Here is a 22,796-nt window from a genome sequence, read left to right as displayed (position 1 = left end):
TGGGCAAGGTACAGATAATAAAAAGCACAACCCGAAAGCTGTGCTATTTTGCGTAGAGGCGAGCTATCTTACTTCATGGAAGGGCAGAAGAATTCTGCTCTCCATTCAAGTTGTCGAGAACCTTGCATGGTCTGCAAAAGATCCCGTCCGCTCATTTGCGGGAATGATAAAAGGACTTTCAGGTCACTCGGACTCCGGCCGTCTTTTTCATAAGCCCTGACGTGTGTAAAGGTTGAATGCATATTCTTCGACAGCATTGCCTTATTCAGACAAATTCCAAAGGTATCGCGTTCCATATTGATCGTTCCTTATCAATTGACACCACCTTGTCGTTATTATTGTAATCAAGTTTGATGTTGCTTTATTGCCCAAAAAGTATACGCCCTACGCCCTAAAAAGACCTCAAATTTAGCTAAATTCGTAGTGATCTAGATCAATAACTGGTTCGATGGTTATGTAACTTGTTGTTTATTTAAAATCCACTTCTCACATTTGAGAGGTATTACTTGCAGGATAATAAATAGTCATTTCACGAGGATTTATTTCTTGCGATTCACACTTCCGGAGGGTGGTAAGAGCTTGCATGTTAAAACGGTGTTAAGTTAACTGAGTTTTCGATGTTTTTAAGTGGTGCAAAGAGGTAAGCATGACGTGGCAAAGCATCAGTTTTCGTAAAAGAATGCTGGTCATTATGACGCTCTCCGGATTAATTGAGTTGCTTATCCTCGTAGCAGCGGGCTTTGCCTACCTCAAATACTCGCAAGAGCAAGAAATGGGGCAGAAGGCACTCGGTGTCGCGCGATTTCTTGCTACCTCTACGACGGTTATCGAGTTGATCGAAAATCGTGACAATGTCACCTATCAGCAAAAATTTCGAGAGCTAACCCAAGCATTGGGCGCAGCCTTCATTGTGGTGGGTGATCGTGAAGGTATTCGGTTGATCCACCCCGTTGATGAACGTCTTGGTTTGCCGATGCGTGGTGGTGATAACGCCCGTGCGTTGGAAGAAGGCGAAGCGTATATCTCCACTGCAAGAGGTTCATTGGGTTATTCTGTGCGTGGGAAAGCAGCAGTTTTTAACTCGGCGGGTGAAGTGATCGGTGTGGTTTCTGTGGGTTATCTGCTGGATCGATTACAAGACAGAATAGAGCCATTTGCGTGGTTTTTAATTGCTATGACGTTACTGGTGGTTGCTGCGAATGCCTTGGTTTCCAATTACGCTTCTCGTAAATTTCAGCGAGCGATTTTGGGGTTTGAACCGGAAGAAATTGGTCGGTTATATGGTGAGCTTGATGTGACCATGAGCACCATTAAAGAAGGGGTGTTAAGTATTGATTCGAGTGGCGTGCTGCGTTCCATCAACCGCAGTGCAGCGCAGATTCTCGGGTTAGATCCGGCCCAAGTGCTGAACAAACCGCTCTCTGATGCGTTGCCCGCCAGTGATCTGTACCGTGTATTAGAAACGGGACAAGAAGATCACGATATTGAACTTTACCTCAACCAAAAGAGGTTGATTGTCAACCGAAGCCCGGTTTACGTAGAGGGAAAGATTGTCGGCGCGGTGTCCAGTTTTCGTTTGCGTGATGAAATTTCTGAGCTCACTGAACAGCTTTCTCAAACCAAAGAGTATGCCGATTTATTACGCTCACAAACGCATGAACATCGCAACAAACTTAATACCATCAGTGGCCTAGTTCAGATGGGCGAGCTTGATGCGGTTCAACAGCTTATCGGGCAGGAGACGGCGCACTATCAGGGGTTGATCGAGTTTCTACGCGATACCATCAAAGATCCGTTGGTCGCGGGCATGCTGCTAGGAAAAACGGAACGCGCGCGTGAGCTTGGCTTAGAGTTAGTGGTTGAAGAAGGGGCTCGTTTAGAGCCGCTAAGTGCTTGGCTGAACCCAGAAGACATCACGACAATACTCGGTAACCTGATTGATAACGCTTTTGACGCGACCATGAGCGCGATCGCGCAAGAAGGCAATTTTGCCCGTTCACGCAGAACCATTGAAGTTTCCATCAGTGACTACGGAACGGAAGTGATTCTTGAAGTGCAGGATCAAGGTTGTGGTTTGCCCAAACAATTTTCCACCGAGCAGCTGCTTGAGAAAGGGATCTCGAGCAAAGCGACCAGCACTCGGGGTGTTGGGCTCTACTTAGTCAATCAATTAGCCGCACGTTATGGCGGCTCGATAGAGATGGCTGAGAATGACAAATTTGGCACAAGAATGACGGTCTATTTACCCAAGGAAGAACAAAGATGAATGCCGATACCCGAGTGATGATAATTGAAGATGATATGGCGATTGCTCAGCTTCATCATAAGTATTTGCAGCAAATGGATGGTTTCGAGGTGATTGGCATTGCGACCACACAAGCCGAAGCCGAAATGCAGTTGTCCGTGTTCGAGCCTGATTTGGTTTTGCTCGATGTTTACCTTCCTGATGGCAGTGGGTTGGAGATCCTCAATCAAATTCGCGGCAGCAATCGTCATTGTGACGTTATTTTGATTACCGCAGCAAGAGATGTGGAAACGCTACAAACCGCAATGCGTGGCGGTGTGGTGGACTATTTGTTAAAACCCGTGATGTTTCCGCGGCTGGAAAGTGCTTTGAACAAATACCGTGCGCAACGAGTGCAGTTGGGAACCGTGTCCGACCTTAATCAAGGCTTGGTGGATAAAATGCTGCAAGCAAGCAGTACGCAGGAAAGCTTATCCAATCGGCTACCCAAAGGTATCGATGGGGTTACCCTTGATAAAATTCGAACCTTATTTCAAGGCGAGGTTTCCTATACTGCCGATGAAGCGGGGGAGCAAATTGGGGCCAGTCGCACCACGGCAAGGCGCTATCTTGAATATTTGATCAGCTCAGGTGAGCTTGCTGCAGATTTGAATTACGGTACGGTCGGTCGCCCTGAACGAACGTATCGCAAAGTTCATCGTTAATTTGCTGGTTATGCGGCAAATTTAATATGTGAGCGGTGTTTTTGTTACTTATCGTGCAATGGATTACATTTGGGCGGATATTTGCTGATTATTTGCCCACATTTCGATTAAACTGGTCTAATCAGTTTTAAATTAAATAATCTTTAAATAACAAGTGGATATGTCATTTTTGAGTCATAATTTAAACGATTGCGATTCTAACTATTGATGTATGTCAAATTGTCGTAGACAATACGCCCCCGTGTCGGGCAAATCATTCTTATTACCAACCCACACTCACTGTTTTGTCAGGTTTTGTCTATTAGTGGAATAGGCAGGGCCGATTATCAATTTTTAGGTGTCACTGATAGGGTGGGCTCATCCTTTAAGCCGTATCCAGGCACACAACAAGTACCTCGTTTTTAAGGGAAAGATGATGGTAATACCAGAAAACAGCAGCATCGTAATTTTTGGTGCTTCAGGTGATTTAACATATCGCAAGTTGATCCCTGCTTTATACCACCTCTACGCAAGTAAGCAGCTACCAGAAAACTTTGCTATTTTAGGTGTCAGCCGCACTGAATACAGCGATGAATCTTATCGCGAAAAGTTAAAGCGCTCTCTTCAGGAAATGGAGAAAACGGAACCAGCTATTCTGGATTCATTTATCGACCATCTTCACTATCAAGCCATCAACACGTCAGACACACAAGACTACGCGAAGTTGGTTGTACGTTTAGACGAATTGGCCGCTCAATACCAGTTCGAACAACGTAATACACTGTTTTATCTTGCCACACCGCCAAGCCTTTACAGTGTCATTCCTGCAAGCCTTGCTCATCACGGTCTTAATAGTGAAGAGGATGGTTGGAAACGTCTGATCATTGAAAAACCGTTTGGTTATGATTTGGCTTCGGCACGTCAGCTCGACAAAGAAATACACGATTGCTTCCAAGAGCATCAGATCTATCGCATCGACCACTACCTTGGAAAAGAGACCGTACAAAACTTACTTGTTTTCCGTTTCTCTAACGCCATGTTTGAACCTCTGTGGAACCGCAACTTCATTGATTATGTGGAAATCACAGGTGCTGAATTCCTTGGCGTGGAAGAGCGTGGCGGTTATTACGACGGCTCTGGCGCTGTGCGCGATATGTTCCAAAACCATCTACTGCAAGTGTTGGTGATGGTGGGCATGGAACCGCCGGCACAAATTAATGCCGATTCCATGCGCGATGAAGTAGTGAAAGTTCTTCAGTGTTTAAAACCACTTGAGGAAGATGATCTGCGCAACAACCTAGTTTTGGGTCAATACACCGCATCAGACGTGCGCGGACAACATCTGCTTGGCTACCGTGAAGAAAACGGCGTAGCGGACGATTCTCGTACCGAGACTTACATTGGTCTTAAAGCGTACATCAATAACTGGCGTTGGAATGGCGTACCATTCTACGTGCGCACGGGTAAGCGTCTTCCAACTCGCGTGACAGAAGTGGTTATCCACTTCAAACAAACACCGCATCCGGTATTTGGCCAAAACGCTCCAGAAAACAAACTGATCATTCGTATTCAGCCTGATGAAGGCATTCAAATGAGCTTCGGTTTGAAAGAACCCGGTGCAGGCTTTAAAGCCAAAGAAGTGAAGATGAACTTCCATTATGCTTCGTTGCAAGAGACGCAAATGCTAACCGCCTATGAGCGTCTGCTTCTTGATGCGTTAAACGGCGATGCAACGCTGTTTGCTCGCAGCGATGCGGTAGAAGCGTGTTGGAAATACGTTCAACCTATCCTCGATTTCAAGCAAGATCCACAAGCACTCTTTGGTTATGCCTGCGGTACTTGGGGGCCAAAAGAGTCAGACGATTTGCTGCAGCGTGACGATCGCGCGTGGCGTTTCCCATGCAAAAACCTAACAGATACGGACTACTGCGAACTATGATCAATCACAAGATCTACCAAACAGCAGAGCAGGTAGTAGAAAGCCTAGCAAACGACATGAAAGCGTTTAGCGAAATGGGCCGACCTGTTCATATCTCACTTTCTGGTGGAAGCACGCCTAAAATGCTGTTTAAGCTTTTGGCATCAGAAACGTACGCAACCTCCATTCAGTGGCAAAATCTTCATTTTTGGTGGGGCGATGAACGCTGCGTGGCACCAGACGATGCTGAGAGCAACTACGGTGAAGCGAATGCCCTTTTATTCTCTAAACTAAGAGAATTGAGCCAAGTGAGCATTCCTGCGGAAAACATCCACCGCATCCGTGGTGAAGAGCAACCAGAAGTGGAAGCGGCACGTTTCGCAAAAGAAATGGCAGACGTGATTCCAACCGATAACGGCACACCTGTGTTCGATTGGATTTTGCTTGGTGTTGGCGCAGATGGTCACACCGCGTCGCTTTTCCCAGGTCAAACGAATTATGACGATGAGAACCTGTCAGTATTGGCTTCTCATCCGGAGTCTGGACAAATTCGCGTTTCGAAAACGGCACGTGTACTGGAAGCGGCTAAACGCATTAGCTACTTAGTACTGGGTGCAGGTAAAGCGGACATTGTTGAAGAGATCAACAGCAATCCAGCGGAAGAACTTCCTTACCCGGCAGCAAAAATTCATGCGAAAGCAGGGCTGACGGAATGGTATTTAGATTTAGACGCAGCAGCGAAAATCGCTTAACCGTCGCAGAAAGAAATATATTGGAGAGAAACAATGAAAGGTGATATCGGTGTAATTGGCCTAGCAGTAATGGGTCAAAACCTTATCCTGAACATGAACGACCACGGCTTTAAAGTGGTGGCTCACAACCGTACTGCGGCGAAAGTAGATGAGTTCCTAGAAGGCCCAGCGAAAGGCACTAACATCATTGGCGCATACTCACTTGAGGAACTGGTTGAGAAACTGGAAACACCACGCAAAGTGATGCTGATGGTTCGTGCTGGCGCGGTAGTGGACCAGTTTATTGATGCACTTGTACCGCTTCTTGATAAAGGCGACATCATCATTGACGGTGGTAACACGAACTACCCAGATACAAACCGTCGTGTAGCGGCGCTGCGCGAAAAAGGCATCCACTTCATCGGTACTGGTGTCTCTGGTGGTGAAGAGGGCGCACGTTTCGGCCCTTCTATTATGCCAGGCGGCGCTCCTGAAGCATGGGAAGCGGTTAAGCCTATCTTCCAAGGTATCTCTGCAAAAACTGACGCTGGCGAGCCTTGCTGTGACTGGGTGGGTAACGATGGTGCAGGTCACTTTGTTAAAATGGTCCACAACGGCATCGAATACGGCGACATGCAGTTGATCACCGAAGCGTACCAATTCATGAAAGATGGCCTTGGTATGTCTGCAGACGAGATGCAAGCCGTTTTCGCAGATTGGAACAAGACTGAGCTAGACAGCTACCTAGTCGAAATCACCGCTGACATCCTTGGCTACAAAGACGAAGATGGCGAGCCACTAGTAGAAAAGATCCTCGACACGGCTGGCCAAAAAGGTACTGGTAAATGGACAGGCATCAACGCACTGGATCTTGGTATTCCTCTAACGCTTATCTCTGAGTCAGTATTCTCTCGCTGCCTATCGGCACTGAAAGATCAACGTGTTGAAGCTGAGAAGCTATTTGGCAAGACCATTACTCCAGTGGAAGGCGACAAGAAAGAGTGGGTTGACGCACTTCGTCAAGCGCTTCTAGCATCTAAGATTATCTCTTACGCTCAAGGCTTTATGCTGATGCGTGAAGCGTCTAATGAAAATGGTTGGGATCTCAACTACGGCAACGTGGCACTCATGTGGCGCGGTGGTTGTATCATCCGTTCTGCGTTCCTAGGCAATATCCGTGATGCGTACGAAGCGAACCCAGATCTTGCGTTCCTAGGTTCTGATGACTACTTCAAAGGCATCCTACAAAACAGCCTAGTGGCATGGCGTAAAGTGGCGGCGAAGTCGCTAGAAGCGGGCATTCCAATGCCATGTACAACGTCTGCACTGACGTTCCTAGACGGTTACACAACTGCGCGTCTACCTGCAAACCTACTGCAAGCACAACGTGACTACTTCGGTGCTCACACTTATGAGCGTATCGACCGTGAGCGTGGTGAGTTCTTCCACACCAACTGGACCGGTACCGGCGGTAACACAGCGTCGACGACTTACGACGTTTAATAGATCGTTAGTAAACCAATAAAACGCAAAAGGATGTCCAAGTGACATCCTTTTTTCTTGAATGACTTTTAAAGCTAATGAACAAGCTTACGCACGCTTTTCTTTGGATGTGCTGGAATGGTATTTTTCGATGAACTTGTCGCGAAGGTAGAGCAATAAGCTCACAACTAAAGCAACGATAGAAACCGTAAACAGAGCATACATACTCAATATCCACGCAAACGTTGCGGTAAGAAAAGCGACGAAAGAGAACATTCTGCTGAATGACATGACATGACCGAGTTTCTGTTGCATAAGAACCTCCAATGGTTTCTGTTTGTCTCTGCCTACAATGTCAGTTGGTGGGGATGGATACATAAAATGTCGGCTAAATAAATCTCAAAAAGTGTACATCTTTGATGAAGGTAGTGTTTTTATTCAACATGAAAGGCGGTATTTCGTAAAAATGTTGTCAAAAGTCTCACTTTGTCTATCTACGCCCCTGAACTCATCCTATAATTAGCGTGCATATGGAGGATGTTTAATATTTAAACATCCTCTATTTTTTGAAACCGCCAACATGGAGTCGATTCGTTTGTGAGTCGATGTTGTTAAATGCTTACCGGGAAGGTGATTTAAATTACAACCGAGGTTCTTAAGATGACTATTAATAAGTACTTTGTATTTGTTCCACAAGCTGTTGAACAAACTCAGGAAAAGGAAAATAAAGTGGTAACAGATAAGGAAACTCAACGTCAGGCATTAGTAAAGCAAGCTCAGCAGGAAGGCGGGCTATAACGGCTAGGTTTCATAATGAGAGAGCACCCATCGAGGTGCTCTTTTTTTGTCTTTCGCGTGCGAAGAGTGCGTTGGATCTTGCCGCTAAAAAGCAAATTTTACCGCGGTTTGCCCATTAAACTGTTCAGAATCTCGGTAGGTATTGTAGCCTGCTGATACCTCTAACGAGAAAGTCGATCCAAACATAAACTGCCCAGTGAGTTTGAAGTCATTCATTACATCTTGGTCAAGATAAGAAATTCGATATCTTGGCGTGAGGGCTAAAAAGGGCGCAAGCTGGAAACTCACGCCGAGATCGGCTGCCGGGCCAAACTCTCGGAACCTCGCAGAACCTTCACGGGAGCTGTATTCACGCTCTACGTCGTATTTACTGACACCAACTGTGTAGAAAAGCGAAGTGGTATTGAAATTGTTGTAACCGCCTAAGCCAGCAAACGAGCTGGAGATGTCGGTATTTCCTGATGTGGTACCTTCAAACTCGTATTTGACATAAGCATCCATGGTAACGGGTGAATAGCTACCAGTGAAGTTAACACCAAAAAGATCTCTTGAGCCTTTACCATCGAACTCAGAGCCTAGAAATGATCCTAGACTGTCATTCTTCTGCTCGCTGTATTGCAGACCGACACCGATGTAAGAGTATTTGCCAAAAGAGTTTGCGTGTGCAGCTGCGCTAAGGGTCAGTAGCAGTGCTACTGTGGTCAATGTTTTTCTTTTCATTGTACTTTCTATGAAGATGGTGAATCGAGAAGGCGACCTTAACAATTAATAAAACAATGTTCAATTGCAATGTTCATAGCGAGCGTAATTGTTCTAAGCAGCGCTTTGTTGATGGTTATATTAGTTTAAGTGAATGTATGAATGTAATAGGCGGGATGCTCATTATTAAGACGTAGAAAACTGGCAATTAGGTCCTCATCGACTAGTGTTATGGCGAACATAACAACGTGTAGGAGGCAAAATGGATAAGAATCCCATCGGTTGGTTTGAGATTTATGTTGATGATGTAGAGAGAGCCAAACATTTTTATCAATCGGTTTTTCAAGTCACGTTTGAACAAATGATGGATCCGACAGGAACAGATATAGAAATGTGGTTCTTCCCATCGGATATGGAAAGCTATGGCGCAAGTGGAGCATTAGTGAAAATGGACGGTATTAGCGCCGGAGCAGGCGGTACGCTGGTGTACTTTTCTTGTGAAGACTGTGCGGTTGAACAGGAGAGAGCAACGCAACATGGTGGCGTTGTCGTTCAAGCGAAAATGGCCATCGGCGAGTACGGCTTTATCTCGTTAGTGCAGGATTCGGAAGGCAATATGATCGGCTTACATTCTATGCAGTAGTGGAATTGTTTTGCGCTCTCATTAAATAGAAAAGGCATCTAACAAGATGCCTTTTTGTCTTTGTGATTCGTTTATTGACGAATAAGGCGTCGCTTAAACACCTGCACGTTTAAGTAGGCCGGCCATAAGCGCAGAGCTTGAGCGCGCTTGTTTGCCTTTGCCTTGTAGGGATTTTGCAAGTGAGACGTTATCAATGCTCTTAGCAATGTACGCCATTGAGTTGTACAAATCCGTCGCAGATTTGATCTTTGACTTGTCATTCATAGGCGCAAGCAGTTGCACCATCTGAGTACCACTCATCTGTTTCTCTGTTGCGTATTCCTCAACGGCATCTAAAAGAAGATCAAGGTCGACCATGGCTTCTGCGCTTTCGATACCTTGTTTTTTCATCTCTTTTTGGTTGCGTCGACGCATTTGCTTGATGATGAAAGCAGGCTTGTTGAGCTTTTTGAAGCCGAAATAGCCGATCAGCGCGACAACCGCGATACCGCCAATCACATAACCCCAAACTGAACCTGTAGATTCAACAACAGGTTGAACAGTTTCTACTGCGTATTCAACGGTAGTAGGTGCATCAGACATAAAATTTACCTTTGAAAATGGCTTCTAAAATGAAGCGTAATACTAAATCTGGCTAGCGAAGCACCGCATTGCGGTGAATCAAAAATCGTTGGATAAGCTACTTTTACTCAAGTAGACAAAGCATTTGTTTTATCTCGCTTGCACATGTTATTGGGGCCACATACTGAAATACAAGGCATGAGGAGACGCTATCTTTTAAAGTGCAGCCATTGATCACACTTTTATTGAGCATTGAGACACTATTTGAGCAATGGCTTAGCTCGAACTGGTGGATGAAAAAGACGTGGTGCCAAAATTGAACGATACTTTAGTGAGGTTTGCAATTGAGGTGGCGCGGATATGGAAGAGCGACGATTCGATAATCCATGCATTCGGCACTGTTGTTTGAATGAGGAAGATGTCTGTTTAGGTTGCGGTCGGCACCTAAACGAGATCTTAGGCTGGACGCAATCGAACGCAGCGCAGCAGCAGGAAATATTGGCGCGCAGCCAAGCGCGTTTAGCCACACTGAAGGCACGCGTTTATTTCCATAACCCCAAATGAACTTCACAGCGGCACGCTCTCTGTTTGTTAACGAGAATACCGCGACAAAAACTGATAATATGTCCGCCTTATGCTTTATTTCTACTCTCTGTATCTCTACTCGCTATGTCTCAACAAGCCAAATTGACACTCATTCGCGGATTACCAGGTTCTGGTAAAAGTACGCTGGCGCAACAACTTGCGAAGCAAACGCATGCCGTTCATCTCGAGACAGACATGTATTTTGTCGATCAGCAAGGCCGCTATCAATTTGACCCAACGCGCTTAGAGCAAGCCCATCGTTGGTGTTTAAACAAAGTGTGCCAATACCTCAAACAGGGCAGAGCGGTGATTGTGAGCAATACCTTTGTTCAGCACTGGGAAATGAAGTCTTACTTGCGTTTTGCAGAGCGCCATGGTTTCAGCGTGGAGATTCTTGTCTGCACAGGTGAATATGGCTCGATTCATGATGTGCCAGCACAGACGATAGAAAAGATGCGTCAGCGCTGGCAAAACTAGCTCAACGACCTCGTCCATCCACCATCACAATGATGGTTTTGACGATAATGGCTATGTCTGTCTGCAGCCAGTTAGAGAAGGAATTGAGGCTCAACGCATAGCTATGATCAAACCCCACTTTTCGGCGAACATCTTCAATACTGGTGTCGTAGCCTTGATTGATTTGTGCAAGCCCTGTTATTCCGGGTAAAACCCCATAGGTGCGATCGGCAAAATAGGGGATCTCTTGTTCAAGGCGCTGATAAAAATCGGGTCTCTCAGGTCTTGGGCCAATCAGAGACATCTCACCTTTTAAAACATTAAATAGCTGCGGCAATTCATCTAGGCGCGTTTTGCGTAAAAATCGGCCCACAGGGGTAATTCTTGGGTCGTTTTCCGTTGCCCACACTGCGCCAGAGCGTGATTCTGCATCGCAGTACATAGTGCGAAACTTCATGATCTCGAACAGTTCCATTTTCTCGGGGGTCGAGCGTCCGACACGCAACTGTTTATAGATGATGTTGCCTTTCGAGGTGGCTTTGATTGCCAGTGCAATCAGAGGAAAGAGAGGCAAGGTCACGAGCAATGCTAACGAGGCAAACACTAGGTCGAACAGACGTTTTGCTCGAAAGATGTGCGATTCAAATAAGCCGTTACGTTTCATGAGCGTTCTCCATCGTGATGAACTCGAGTCCAGTGTCCATTTTCTTTACCCAGCAGATAGCGCAAGCCGCCGAGTAAATTGGCAAGGTGGCCTGTGACGAGGTAGTGGATCAGTCTGATTGGTTTGAATTTGGCCGCAGTCGGCCAGCAGTGGCCAAGCATCGCACCGAGATAGATGGCCAACTGTAAACCCAATAACGCGGCAAAAATGACATGCTGCATCAGCCACAATGACGTGATCAAACACAGCAGCATTAAGTAAGGGGTAAGCAGTCTGAGCCCTTTGCCAGAAAAGAAGGTAAAAGCGGTTCCCCCAAATTTTGGATTGAGTAACGCCGCCAATGCGATCAATTGTTGCATGTTGCCCGCAGAAATGCGTAAACGGCGCGCATAATCTTGTTGAAGCTCGCTGCGTTCAAGCTCAAGTGCCACCATTTCCGTCTCATAGTCTGCTTTATGACCTTGTTTCACGATGCTCATTGGCAAAATGAAATCATCGTTAATGGTATTGCTGCTCAGGGGTGTAAATAACTTAGTGCGAAAAAGATAGAAGGCGCCGTGTGAACCAATACTTGAACCGATTGAAGACTCTGTCGCCTTGATGCGAGTTTGATACTGCCAATAGGCATTCTCTGCCGAATTTTCATGGCACCAAATGCGATAGCTGGCGTTGACCACGCCAGTTTCTTGCTGTTCAAAATGCGCGGCGGCCAGCAGCAATGCATCGACGGAAATCAATGCTGAGACGTCACTGAGCGCCGTAATCTCGCTACTGATTTGAGCAACTTCGTCATTAATCACCGCCACCTTACCTCGGTTGACGGGATAGTCGTGAATTTCGAACAGCATCTCGGAACAAATCGCTTCCTGGATGGTGTCTTGAGCAATATCAACGGTGTTGTCGGTGCATCCATCACATGCGATGACCACGCGTAGCTTGTCGGCTGGATAATCTAGGCTCGCAAGGTTACGTATTTTGTCGGCGATCCAATGCGCTTCGTTATAGGCAGGAATAACAATCGTAATGCTGGGTAACATCTTGTCTTTTTGCTGCACGAGATAATGGCGTTGGAGAGTGTTTGAACTCAGGTTCGACGCCTGTTTTTTTCGTCCGGCCATCCATTTAAGTAAAACCGGATAGCCGACGTGGTGGTAAACAATCAAGCTGGCTGATGTTGCAAAAATGCCCGCCATCATCCACTCAAAGAAACTCAATGTTGCCATCATAGAGATGCTCCTAATGCCAATTGGTTGTACTGCGCCACCATGTGACGAATATTATGATGACGAACGACAAAATCACGCAAAGTGTGGGCAAAAGCAGATCGGTCCATGACCAATAACGCATTGATTTCTTGCGCTAACGCAGCGGCGTCAGCAGGAGGGCAGAGCCGACTTAAATGGGGGCATAAGGTTTCGTGGGTGCCGCCTACGCTGGTGGCAACCACCGGAACGTTGCACGCTTGCGCTTCTAGCGTCGAAAGAGGAAAGCCTTCGTTGAGTGACGGTAAGCAGAAAAGATCAAGCGATTGATAAAAAGTCGGCATCGTGCAGCAAAGGCCAAGAAACGTCACGCGATCTTGCAGTTGCATGGTAAACACCAAACGCTCTAACTCTTGGCGTAAAGAACCATGACCAGCAATCGCCAAGTGTACATCGTGAGGCAGCATGGGCAGCGCTTGTATCAGCCACTGCTGACCTTTCACCGATTCCAACCTTCCTGCACAACCGACAATACGCTTGTCCAATGGCAGATCTAACTGCTTACGAGCCCAAATTTTATCCGCAGGGGCAAAGTAATCGCAATCAATGCCGTTTTTAATGGTAATGATGTTTTCACGATGCAGATGTTGTTCAATGCTCAGTTTTACTTCGGTCGCGTCAGCCACCAAGATGGGCTGAACCAGTTTTAACGCCCATGTTTGCAATAACGCGTTTTTGGTCTGGGTAAGGTGCCAACCGTCATGCTCAGTATGAATGCGGCAAGCAACGCCGCTTAAACGAGCCGCGAGCCCTCCATACAGTAACGGACCAATATGATGGGTATGAACCACATCGGGTGAGAACTGGCGAAACAGCTTAACGAGATAGTGAATGGTCTGAACGCGGATACCCGCCCCTTTGTCGAGAAAGACACATTGGCGAGCGTACTTGCGCAGCTTAGGCCAATGCAGTACCGCATCTTGCTTTGTGCCCTCTAGGCTAATGATGTAGACATCGTGATCCGTCGAGCAGACGTTCATCATGTCCAGAACGAGCGTTTCTAAGCCGCCGGGAGCGAGATGTTGAACAACATGAAAAATGGTTTTTCTCGGCTTGTCTTTGTTCATGTCCTATCCCCATTTCAACTGATTAACGTAAAGCGTCGCGTAGTGCTTAAGGGATTTAGCAGGTTGTGTGCCAATGATTTAGTTGAATTAAAACATGGAGTTATATCGATTGGCTGTAGTGTTCTCATATTGAGAATCGCTTTGACGAGCGATTAAAAAATGCCCACCAAAGCGGATGCTGTGGTGGGCGAGGCGTGATATTCAGTGGGATCAGTTACGCGGGGCGCGAATACGAGGAATCACCGTTAAAACGGGCACATTGATGAGGCTGCGTAACTGTTGTTGACTGCGTATGGTTGAATCAAAAATCTCAAAGAAGATCGCCATGCCCGCACCGAGCGCGATGCCGCCAAATAGCCCTGCCAGCACGAAGAGAATCACAGGTAAGTTGGCGGTGGAAGATGGCGTGTAGGGGACATCAATCACTTTCACACGTTTATTTTGCTCAAAGATGCCTAATGAGCCTGTCAGTTGCGCCATTTCATAACGCTGAACCAATTCTTCATACAGTTGGCGCTTCACTGTGACGTCGCGCTCCAGCCGTGTGATGTCTTTCGCGGTATTGCCGAAGTGATTGGCTTTTTGTTCCAGCTCGCCAATCATGTTTGCGAGGCTGAGGGTTTCTTCGTTCAGTGCTTCATAACGGCCTCGTATCACCTGCAACTGCTGCAACTGAGTGACCAAAAGCGGCTGGCTGTCATTGGTATCGCTGATGGTGCTACTGGCGATATCCCATAGTTGAGCGCTATTGAGCGTGACACTGCGGTTACTCAGCAGTTGATGCCGCTCTTGTTCCAAGCGCGAAAGCTCGCGCATTTTGGCTTGAACAAAGCTGTGCTGATCGGTGTACTTGGCACTTAGCAAGGCCAGTTCACTGCGGATGGTGATAATTTGTTCTTCAATTTTGCCAATCACAGGGTTGGTTTTCGACAATTGTTGGTCAAGCGAACCTAAGGTTTTTTCCACACCAGCAAGCTCGGCTTCTTTCTCTGCAAGGCTCTGTTTAAGAGAAGCCAAGCGCGTTAAGTTCTGCGCTTGCATCGCTGGTGTGTCGGCAGAATATTGGTTTTGAAAGTCAGCCAACGCTTGTTCAGCCGCGAACAGCTCTTGCTGACGTTTTTCAATATGCACGGTGAGAAATTCGCTGGAATCGCGGATGGACGAACGCTCTGGAGCCAACAGTTGGTCGATAAATTGATCGCTGACTGCCGAGAGCAGTGAGGCCATGCCTTTGGGCGAGTTGGCGACCAGTTCAATCTGGATAAAATCTTTGCCTAACTGCTGAACGTTGAGCTTTCCAGCGAGTTGATGAATGATGCGATCCTGCTCGGCGGTGGTCATGTTGTCATCAATCAGCCCCTCTTGTTTGGCCACGGAATAGAGTACATGGCGGCTTTTTAGCAAGGTGCTGAGGGCACTTAGGCGATCTTTGAGCATGGTGGAGACGGCAATATCTTCAAGAAACGGATTCATTTTGGCGGTTTCTTGGATGAGCATGCTGGTGTGCGAGCGATAAATCGGCGTCGCCGTCATTCCAATCAACGCACCGACGATCGGCAAAATCACAATGGGCGTCACAATGACGTATCGACGTCGCCATGCGGCCACCAATATGGAATAGAGGCGCAGTTTTAATCCCATCATAGCTGTTCCACCAAATGTTCAACGTAACGAGCGCGCGCTTCCCAGCTTTGCTGGCTTAGCTGCTTATCGAGTGGATGGCGTGTTTTGGGCTGACTTTGCAATGTGAGCAGTTGCGTCACCATTTCTTGTGCGTTTTCAGCCAACCAAAGATGGCTATAAAACTTCTCTACTGCGGGAAAGTTTTTACTCAGTACAGGCGTGCCTGCCGCCAAATATTCCAATAACTTTAATGGATTGCAGTATTTGATTTGCTGATTGATGACAAAGGGTAACCAACTGACATCCCAATGTTGTGAATACCGAGGCAGTGCATGGTGCGCTTTCTTCCCGAGATAAATCACATTTGGCAACTTGGGTAACGGATTACTATCAAATTCACAGGGGCCAATGAACACAAAGCCCCAGTGTGGAAGCTGAGAGGCAACGCGTTCAATTAAGGGGTAATCCAGCCATTGAGAGAGTGAGCCATAAAAACCGCATAAATGGGTAAAGCCTGTGGGCAAATCATCGGCGCGATGGGCTGGGCGAGTAAAGAGTTCAAGATCGACGCCATGAGGGAGTAAGAAGGTTTTCTGCGCCGGGAATTTTTCCAACAAACGCTGGCTGGCCACCAATATGCAGTCGCAACGCTGTGCGAGTTTTGTTTCATGCTGGCTCACCGTGTGATGATCCACGCCAGCCAGCGATGCAAAATCATCACCACAATAATAGACCGAGCGAAACAGCGGAAAACTGTCGAGTAAATCGGCGGCCGTTGGCAGTGAAGTCCAAAAGATCGGATCGTGCATTCGTAATTGTTTGAGTTTTCGTTGTAACTGTAGCGTCAGCATCCTTTTCGCCAACCAGCGAGCCCAGCGACTGGAGGGGGCAGGAATGGTCAGGAAAGAGACGATCTCGATGTTGCTTGAAACCGTATTAGGCTCATCAAACGTTTCGCTATTTTCGCCGTTTTCGCCATTCCCATCGTTTTCGACAAAGGGCTGACGTTTTTGTAACGCGATGGCAAACAGTTTGGCCAAAAGACGTTTGGCGTCTTTTAAACTCCACTTGGGTTGACGAAGGCCAATCGAATTGACCCACAAAACGCGATGGCGCTTAGCGAGCTGTCGCACGATGTGCTGCGTTGAAGAGGGCAGCCCTCCAAAGTCTTCAGCAAAAACAATCATGTCATTCATGATGCTCTCCTCAACGAGGTATGTTCAATGAACGAATCACGTGGGCGGGATTACCGCCTGCGATCACACCTTCAGGAATAGAATGTGTCACCACACTGCCTGCGGCGATCACACTGCCAGCTCCGACGGTGACGCCCGCCATGATCATCACGTTGCTGCCAATCCAGCTGCCGCGTTGTAGGGTAATTGGGCGAATCTGGCTGGGATCATCGCCTTCACCCGCGGCACGACGTTTGGGATCTAAGGGGTGGCCTGAATAACCAAAAAACATGCAGCGTCCGGCGATCGCGACGTCGTCTTCAATCGTGATCAGGTCGCCCACCGCGATGGTGGTTTGCCAGCCAATCGAGACACGATTGCCGATGTTCAATCGAGGCTCTTTGACAGAGCTGCAGCCTGTGATGGTTGCTTGACCGGAAAGGTTACAGTCATCGCCCATGGAGATACGAACATTGTTGGTGATGAGCGGTAATCCGCCATACAAGTAGAGCTGTTTGCCGCATGCCTTGACCCTGCCTTTGAATGCTGGCGTGGTGATGAAGGTGCGATACACATAGTCGCTTGATTGGCGAAGCAACACCATCAAACGGTAGAGCAAGGCATTGTAAAAATGTGGTGTGGGTAAGTTGGCACAACGGATCTGTTTGAGTGTGCGAAAAAGCGCTCGCATAAGAGGATTGGGATGATGTTTGAGCCAAGATTTTACGTCGCTTCCTTGAAAGGTTTTCGTGTTTTTCTCGCTATCTGGTTTGACTCCGAGTTGTGATTTATTCACCAACATAACGCCTCCTACCGAACATTGAATGTTATTTGTTCTCTAAGCTTTTGTATCAACAACTATGCCACTTGGAGATTATCGATAATTCAATAGCTTAGCGTTTGCTGCTGCGTTGGTGTTTAGGCATTCTCATTTTGAGAATCAATTTTAATGATGTGGCTGATGGCGATAGTGAGGGCGGTAAGAATATAAATTGGCCAAGTAAACCCTTGGGTGAGAAAAGTACCGGAGACGATCGTTCCCAAAAGCCCGGCAAAGACCGCGTTGGCGGCAATATCAATGGCGGTCGGTTTTTGGCAGTGAATTTGCCGAATAGAGTGCAAAGAGGTTTTGATTAAGCAAACAATGAGACCAAGAAACAGAGTTAGGCCAACAAACCCTGTTTCGGCAAGTACGCCAAACCAAGTGCTGTGTACGGCGTGATTGAGCCCATCCCAGTGCGGGCTGTAGAAGAAATAGTTGTAGTAAAAGTTTTGTAACCCGACGCCAAGTAAAGGATGGGCCAATGCCATTTTGAAAGCGGCCTCCCAAGCGTAGAGTCGCCCCATGGCTGAAGCATCAATGCCTTCTTCGGCTGAGCCGCCAGAAGCGCGATCGGATATCCCCGCCACCGCATAGAGAAGCAAACTGGCCACACACCCAAGGAGGATCAGCACCGTTTTATTGCGAATGGTTTTGTTGGCGAAGTAACCCAGAACCGCCATGGCACCGAGCAACCCACCACGGCTTTGTGTTTCCAGTAGTGCCAGGAAAAGGATCGCACACGTCACGCCCGCGAGAAGGCGCACCGCCACGTGGGTTCTGCGATGAAAACTTAAGCTAACGCTAAACGCAAATGGAAACATCAGCACTAACGCCAGGTCGTTTGGATCACCAAGCATAGAACCCAGATCGCGCCCGATGGTCACTCGTGAGCCTTCCACTAGGCCAATCCCTTGCATGGCGTTACTCAGTGCCACGCAACCAATCAGTAAGCCAGAGAGCGTGATGGTAATCGAAATAATGTTGAGATGTTTAGCGCTGGTGACGAGCCACATGATGGCTAAGGTCATCACCATGATTTTCCAGTAGACACTGGAAAAAGCGCCAAATGCCACTCCTCGATTGCCTGCAAAGAAAAGACCAATGACAACCACAAGCCAAAAGGCGACTAACCAGTTCATCACAGGGTGCCAGTAGGGCTTCAACTGTCGTGTAATGATAAGATGCCAGCCCAATGCCGCCAAAGCGCCAAATGAAAGCAATAAGGGAATTTTCAGAGAATAGAGCTGTGGAATGGCTTCATGGATACGAAAAAAAGAGAACACCACAAACAACAGTACCAACCAAAAGGTTTGATTGAGCACATAAAGCGTTGCGATAGGGAGTAAGCAAAGCGCTACCACCACAAGTGGGTTGGGTTGCCAAGCCCATACCAGCGCCACCACCATACAAAGTGTCAGCACAAACGCCAGATGTGGGTAGCGAGGGGTGACGGTCATAACGCCTCCTCATGGGCGTTCAATGACGGTGCTGCCTGCAAGCCTTGTTGGGTGGATTCTCGTGGGGTGGATTGAAAGTGCAGAATCGGCCATGCCAACACGATGATCACGCCCAAGCAGAGTAAGATTGAAACAGCCCCCGTTAGCCAGTCGCTTGCGAAATAGAGTGCGCCAACGCCAATTAACGCGCAGAGAAAAATCATCGCCAGACGGAAAAACTGCCATGGAAGAGCAAAGGCTCGTTGGCTTAACACCATCACGCCAATAGCTCGCACACCTTGCGTGATCGCAAGGGCAAAGCAGACACCGACCACGCCAAAGGATGACAGCCCCCAAAACAAACTCACGGCCAACAGCGCACAGACCAGATTCAGTATCAGCAACTGCCGAGTTTGATGACGATAGAGTAGGCCGAGATTCACTAGCTCATAACTTTCTTTGAACATCGCCGCTGGGATGAGCAATGCTAAAAAGGTGATCGCAGAAGCAAAGCTGCTGGGTAAGGCGTAGAGAACAAACACTTTTGCAATTGCAAATACCGCGACCGCAAGCAGTGAGATATACACCAGCCCACATTGACTGATCTTGACGGCTTTCGTCTCGCCTGAGTGGGCAAGGCATTCGAAACGTTTTGGCATCCACCACATGCCAAAAGGCTGCACCAAAATACACAAGGCGAGCGAAAATTTCGCGGCAATCGCGTAAATACCCAATTGAGCAAGAGAAGAAAACCCACCAATAAACCATCTTTCTGCCCCATTTAACGTAAAAGCCAGCAATGCGGAGAGCATCAGCGGTGCGGCGTAGTGCAACCAGCGCTTAAGCTGCGCCGATGAGATGGAAGCGATCCGATAGCGATTTAGCCAGTGCAGCGCTACGCATTGATAAAGTGCGCTGAGTAAGCTGCAAAGCAATAGTCCAGTGACACTCGGCCGATAGTGCAGCACCAGCAATACACAAGAGAGCTGGAGAACGAGCGCACTCAGCGTTATCGTGACCAGCGCTTTGGCTTTGTCATCTTGAATTCTTAACCAAGCGGTGCCGATGGCAATCAAACATTCAAGGCTGATGCAGGCGAACAGAAGTGACAGTGTGATGCTGTTGAGTTCTCCATTCCACGCGATGTTTTGGACGATGGCGAAAGCGAGTAAGAAAAACGTCAGCGCGATGATCGCTGCGAGCGAGTAGACCTGATTCACCACCTGCTTTTTCTCATTCATCGATTCACAGGGGGCTGCGAAACGGTAAAGCACTTCATGCAAGGAGAGCGAAACCATCAGCGCGGAAAAGGTGCCAATGGACGCCAATAGCTCCAACGTGCCCAACTGAGTGGTGGAAAGATAGTGCGCCATAATGGGCAGCATCAACAGTGCCGCGCCTTTTTGTAAAATCAGAGCCACGCCAAACAGTGACATATTTTGCAGTGAACGGGAGTAGCGCAGTTGTTGTAATCTCATAGCGCACCTTTTTGTCGAGTACGGCTAAGTGGGATGACATTGCGTGTGAGTTTTCCCCCTAATGAATCGATGATTGGCTGGTAACAAAGATCGGAACGATAGAGCTTGGCTAAGGTTCTGCCATTGCGTGATAAACGTTGACGGTTACAGGGTGAGGCGAGCAGCAGCTCAATTTTCTGCCGCAAATCTTTTGCACTATTGGGTTGGTATTTAATGCAGTGTTCGCCATCTGTCAGTTTTTCAGCCCAGAAAGCACCATCGTCGGGGATGATCACACACAGACCCGCAGCCAGAGCTTCGAGAATGGATAAGCCAAAAGGCTCATTTTGGCTGGTGGAAATAAAGATCGAACACTGTGAGCGGATATGATCAAGATGGCTTGGCTGTTGATACCAATGGCAGCGCGTGAGGGTGAGATCCGGTTCACTTACCGCCAGTTGAGTCTGCTGAGGTTGGATATAGCAAACGTGGCAGTCGATGTCTTGAGGATGAATTTTTAATGCCTCAACCAGCAAATCAAGCCCCTTCCATTTGAGTAATGACGCCGCCCAAAAGAGTTGATCCGATTGTGCATCGCACTCTGTTGGCCACTGCTCTGCACTTAATCCATTGGTAAAAGGGACAAAGTTGTTGCGCTCAAACACCATTCTAGCTCGGTCTGTGTTGGCCATTGAGGGGGCTGTTTTTTCGTAGTAGCGACACAGCGCCCCGAAGAGGCTTTTTTTCGCACAAGGCAGATAAAACACCTTTTCCGCTACCGAGAGGCAATGGCCAATTGAACGCGACCGCGCCACTTTGCCATGAATCACTTGAGTAATCGGTGTTTTGAACATGAGTTTGAAAAGATAAAGTGGCATATCAAGCCCTGGGCCAGAAATGCCCATGAGCCGATGGATCTTAGGCAAACGCAAAGTGATCACCAGCAAAACCAACCAATGATAGGCTTGCAGTAGCCAGTACTTTAACCCTTGTTCCGCGAGCAACATGGCTATCGTCGGGTATGAATAGACTGAACAATTGCCATGAGCCAATGCGCTTTGCCAGTTATCGCGATTAGCGGTGACGATATAGAAATGGATTGAGCGCTGTTTGGCGACGTGCAGCATCTCTTGTGTGGCGATTTTAGACCCGCCTAGATAGCTAATGGGATCAAAAATTAACACGTTCTGTTTCATGACAGCAGCTCCTTACGACGAAAGAAGTAAAGAAGGGGACGCAGCATCGCACGCCATTGAGGGGCGGGTTGGTCGCGCTTCATCAAGGCGAGATAATGCGCTTGCAACGTTTGGGTGTTGCACTGAATCGTCAGGTTTTCATGCGCATCCACGTAAGCAGTTTGTTTGAGCTTGTGACTCAGCACCGGATTCAGCATCAGCGTTTGCATGGCTTGCACCAGTGAAAATACGCCGCTGTTGTGATACAGAAGCCCATTTCGGTTATGAGAAACGAATTCGGGAATGCCTCCAGTGCGTGGGGCAATCACAGGCAACTCCGCCATCATGGCTTCTGCTATCACCAATCCAAACGCCTCTTGGTAAGCGCCGCTAACAAAGGCATCCGCATCGGATTTCAGCCATATGGCGGCGTTGGCTTTTTCGCCTAACCAGTGCACTTGCTCGCTTAATCCCAATGTCTCGCTCAAGTGTTTAAGGGTGATACGTTCAGGGCCGTCACCAATGATCACTAAATGGGCTTTCTCGCCATTTTTTTTCAGCAGATAGAGCGCCTTGAGCAAACGATCCACGCCTTTTCTCGCGATCAAGGAGCCAATCGTGATGAAGGTAAAGGCTTGGCGTGGAATCGAAAGTTGAGTTTTGAGGGAAGTGTCAAGTGATGAGGAAGGCAAACCCACGCCGTTGTGCACCACACTCAACTGAGGCTGGGTGAGCCCTTCACTTTGCATTGCTTGGCTAATGGCGTTACTTACGCAAACAATTTTATCGGCGAGATGAAAGCCCATTAAAAAGCGCTCGCGGAGTGGGTAGTCGCCATGGAGTTGAAGCAGCAGTGGGCAGTGACAAAGTCGTGCAGCAATACTCATCCATTGGCAAGGCGCGCCACTGTTGACGTGGATAAGCGCAACATGGTGGCGTTGTATTAAGGTGATCGCCCGGGCAACCAATTTCATCGTGTTGAGGGGGTTAAACTTGTTTGACCCTATGACACCCAATACCGAAAATGGGTCTTGATAGGTGGTGATATCACATTGAGTGAGATGATCGAACAGAGGCTGACAATTTGACCATACGATAGGCTCAAACTGTTGGGTGTCTAACGTTGCCAGTAGATGGATGAGCGTTGTCTCGCTGCCTCGGATCCAGTTATCCCCATAGTGGACAAATAAAATGGGTGTTCTTGTTGTCATTGTGATTCCCTATCCACGACTTATTCTCATGTTAGCTAGGGAGTGCAATGGCAGTGCCAAAGAAATACTCGATTTATCTCACTGAAAAATCGAGCATTTCTT

The 22,796-nt window shown here is 47.7% G+C and carries 23 protein-coding genes; 9 read left to right on the top strand and 14 right to left on the bottom strand.

What is annotated here, in order from left to right; all coding sequences use genetic code 11:
* Window positions 1-68: 68 nt before the first annotated feature.
* Complete coding sequence (locus PQQ36_RS14675; RefSeq protein ID WP_017422113.1) at window positions 69-296, bottom strand: hypothetical protein; 228 nt, start codon at window positions 294-296, stop codon at window positions 69-71.
* A 350-nt stretch (window positions 297-646) separates the two neighbouring features.
* Between PQQ36_RS14675 and PQQ36_RS14670 the strand changes: the two genes are divergently transcribed.
* The 5 genes from PQQ36_RS14670 (at window position 647) to gnd (ending at window position 7,080) form a co-directional block, all read left to right on the top strand.
* A complete protein-coding gene (locus PQQ36_RS14670) occupies window positions 647-2,266 on the top strand; it encodes an ATP-binding protein (protein WP_273661754.1) in 1,620 nt (539 codons plus the stop codon).
* Complete coding sequence (locus PQQ36_RS14665; RefSeq protein WP_072605534.1) at window positions 2,263-2,949, top strand: response regulator; 687 nt, start codon at window positions 2,263-2,265, stop codon at window positions 2,947-2,949. The genes PQQ36_RS14670 and PQQ36_RS14665 overlap by 4 nt, the downstream gene beginning before the upstream one ends.
* Window positions 2,950-3,364: 415 nt before the next feature.
* Window positions 3,365-4,867 (top strand): glucose-6-phosphate dehydrogenase, encoded by a 1,503-nt coding sequence (zwf, locus tag PQQ36_RS14660; protein WP_273661760.1) that lies wholly within the window; start codon window positions 3,365-3,367, stop codon window positions 4,865-4,867.
* A complete protein-coding gene (gene pgl, locus PQQ36_RS14655) occupies window positions 4,864-5,598 on the top strand; it encodes a 6-phosphogluconolactonase (protein ID WP_011080525.1) in 735 nt (244 codons plus the stop codon). Before zwf ends, pgl begins: the two co-directional genes overlap by 4 nt.
* 33 nt (window positions 5,599-5,631) lie before the next feature.
* The gene (gnd, locus tag PQQ36_RS14650) at window positions 5,632-7,080 is read left to right on the top strand and encodes a decarboxylating NADP(+)-dependent phosphogluconate dehydrogenase (RefSeq protein WP_011080524.1); all 1,449 of its coding nucleotides are present in this window, start codon (window positions 5,632-5,634) and stop codon (window positions 7,078-7,080) included.
* An 87-nt stretch (window positions 7,081-7,167) separates the two neighbouring features.
* Here gnd and PQQ36_RS14645 read toward each other — a convergent pair whose 3' ends face one another.
* On the bottom strand, window positions 7,168-7,374 hold the full coding sequence (locus PQQ36_RS14645) for a hypothetical protein (protein ID WP_043877161.1): 207 nt from the start codon (window positions 7,372-7,374) through the stop codon (window positions 7,168-7,170).
* Between the two features lie 345 nt (window positions 7,375-7,719).
* Between PQQ36_RS14645 and PQQ36_RS14640 the strand changes: the two genes are divergently transcribed.
* Window positions 7,720-7,857 (top strand): hypothetical protein, encoded by a 138-nt coding sequence (locus PQQ36_RS14640; RefSeq protein ID WP_011080522.1) that lies wholly within the window; start codon window positions 7,720-7,722, stop codon window positions 7,855-7,857.
* Between the two features lie 84 nt (window positions 7,858-7,941).
* On the opposite strand, the gene PQQ36_RS14635 is transcribed toward PQQ36_RS14640, so the two are convergent.
* The gene (locus tag PQQ36_RS14635) at window positions 7,942-8,577 is read right to left on the bottom strand and encodes an outer membrane beta-barrel protein (RefSeq protein WP_011080521.1); all 636 of its coding nucleotides are present in this window, start codon (window positions 8,575-8,577) and stop codon (window positions 7,942-7,944) included.
* A gap of 241 nt (window positions 8,578-8,818) precedes the next feature.
* Here PQQ36_RS14635 and PQQ36_RS14630 point away from each other — a divergent pair, with 241 nt between their 5' ends.
* Window positions 8,819-9,199 (top strand): VOC family protein, encoded by a 381-nt coding sequence (locus PQQ36_RS14630; protein ID WP_011080520.1) that lies wholly within the window; start codon window positions 8,819-8,821, stop codon window positions 9,197-9,199.
* A 93-nt stretch (window positions 9,200-9,292) separates the two neighbouring features.
* Here PQQ36_RS14630 and PQQ36_RS14625 read toward each other — a convergent pair whose 3' ends face one another.
* Window positions 9,293-9,781 (bottom strand): hypothetical protein, encoded by a 489-nt coding sequence (locus PQQ36_RS14625; RefSeq protein WP_011080519.1) that lies wholly within the window; start codon window positions 9,779-9,781, stop codon window positions 9,293-9,295.
* A 339-nt stretch (window positions 9,782-10,120) separates the two neighbouring features.
* Here PQQ36_RS14625 and PQQ36_RS14620 point away from each other — a divergent pair, with 339 nt between their 5' ends.
* Complete coding sequence (locus PQQ36_RS14620) at window positions 10,121-10,324, top strand: DUF1289 domain-containing protein (protein ID WP_080553474.1); 204 nt, start codon at window positions 10,121-10,123, stop codon at window positions 10,322-10,324.
* A gap of 105 nt (window positions 10,325-10,429) precedes the next feature.
* Window positions 10,430-10,822 (top strand): ATP-binding protein, encoded by a 393-nt coding sequence (locus PQQ36_RS14615; RefSeq protein WP_011080518.1) that lies wholly within the window; start codon window positions 10,430-10,432, stop codon window positions 10,820-10,822.
* Window position 10,823: 1 nt separating this feature from the next.
* Here PQQ36_RS14615 and PQQ36_RS14610 read toward each other — a convergent pair whose 3' ends face one another.
* The 10 genes from PQQ36_RS14610 to PQQ36_RS14565 form a co-directional block, all read right to left on the bottom strand.
* Complete coding sequence (locus PQQ36_RS14610; protein ID WP_011080517.1) at window positions 10,824-11,465, bottom strand: sugar transferase; 642 nt, start codon at window positions 11,463-11,465, stop codon at window positions 10,824-10,826.
* Complete coding sequence (locus PQQ36_RS14605; protein ID WP_011080516.1) at window positions 11,462-12,691, bottom strand: glycosyltransferase family 2 protein; 1,230 nt, start codon at window positions 12,689-12,691, stop codon at window positions 11,462-11,464. The genes PQQ36_RS14610 and PQQ36_RS14605 overlap by 4 nt, the downstream gene beginning before the upstream one ends.
* The gene (locus PQQ36_RS14600; RefSeq protein WP_118893739.1) at window positions 12,688-13,794 is read right to left on the bottom strand and encodes a glycosyltransferase; all 1,107 of its coding nucleotides are present in this window, start codon (window positions 13,792-13,794) and stop codon (window positions 12,688-12,690) included. The genes PQQ36_RS14605 and PQQ36_RS14600 overlap by 4 nt, the downstream gene beginning before the upstream one ends.
* A gap of 210 nt (window positions 13,795-14,004) precedes the next feature.
* Window positions 14,005-15,438 carry a GumC family protein gene (locus PQQ36_RS14595; RefSeq protein WP_273661753.1) on the bottom strand — a complete coding sequence of 478 codons (1,434 nt, stop codon included), beginning with the start codon at window positions 15,436-15,438 and terminating at the stop codon, window positions 14,005-14,007.
* Window positions 15,435-16,613, bottom strand: coding sequence for a glycosyltransferase family protein (locus PQQ36_RS14590; protein ID WP_065090459.1), 1,179 nt, complete (start codon window positions 16,611-16,613; stop codon window positions 15,435-15,437). The genes PQQ36_RS14595 and PQQ36_RS14590 overlap by 4 nt, the downstream gene beginning before the upstream one ends.
* Window positions 16,614-16,623: 10 nt before the next feature.
* Complete coding sequence (locus PQQ36_RS14585) at window positions 16,624-17,394, bottom strand: acyltransferase (RefSeq protein ID WP_011080512.1); 771 nt, start codon at window positions 17,392-17,394, stop codon at window positions 16,624-16,626.
* 116 nt (window positions 17,395-17,510) lie between these two features.
* Entirely contained in the window at window positions 17,511-18,872 is a 1,362-nt protein-coding gene (locus tag PQQ36_RS14580; RefSeq protein WP_011080511.1) for an O-antigen ligase family protein, read from the bottom strand.
* A complete protein-coding gene (locus PQQ36_RS14575) occupies window positions 18,869-20,329 on the bottom strand; it encodes a lipopolysaccharide biosynthesis protein (protein ID WP_273661752.1) in 1,461 nt (486 codons plus the stop codon). The genes PQQ36_RS14580 and PQQ36_RS14575 overlap by 4 nt, the downstream gene beginning before the upstream one ends.
* A complete protein-coding gene (locus PQQ36_RS14570) occupies window positions 20,326-21,504 on the bottom strand; it encodes a glycosyltransferase family 4 protein (RefSeq protein ID WP_103175241.1) in 1,179 nt (392 codons plus the stop codon). Before PQQ36_RS14570 ends, PQQ36_RS14575 begins: the two co-directional genes overlap by 4 nt.
* Window positions 21,501-22,694 (bottom strand): glycosyltransferase, encoded by a 1,194-nt coding sequence (locus PQQ36_RS14565; protein WP_045623752.1) that lies wholly within the window; start codon window positions 22,692-22,694, stop codon window positions 21,501-21,503. The genes PQQ36_RS14570 and PQQ36_RS14565 overlap by 4 nt, the downstream gene beginning before the upstream one ends.
* Window positions 22,695-22,796 lie beyond the last annotated feature (102 nt).

Origin of the sequence: Vibrio sp. CCUG 15886, from assembly GCF_028570825.1 — a bacterium.
In the GTDB taxonomy this organism is placed as follows: domain Bacteria; phylum Pseudomonadota; class Gammaproteobacteria; order Enterobacterales; family Vibrionaceae; genus Vibrio; species Vibrio vulnificus_B.
The sequence above is the reverse complement of the archived record's forward strand: the minus strand, read 5'-3'. Positions and strand labels throughout refer to the sequence as shown.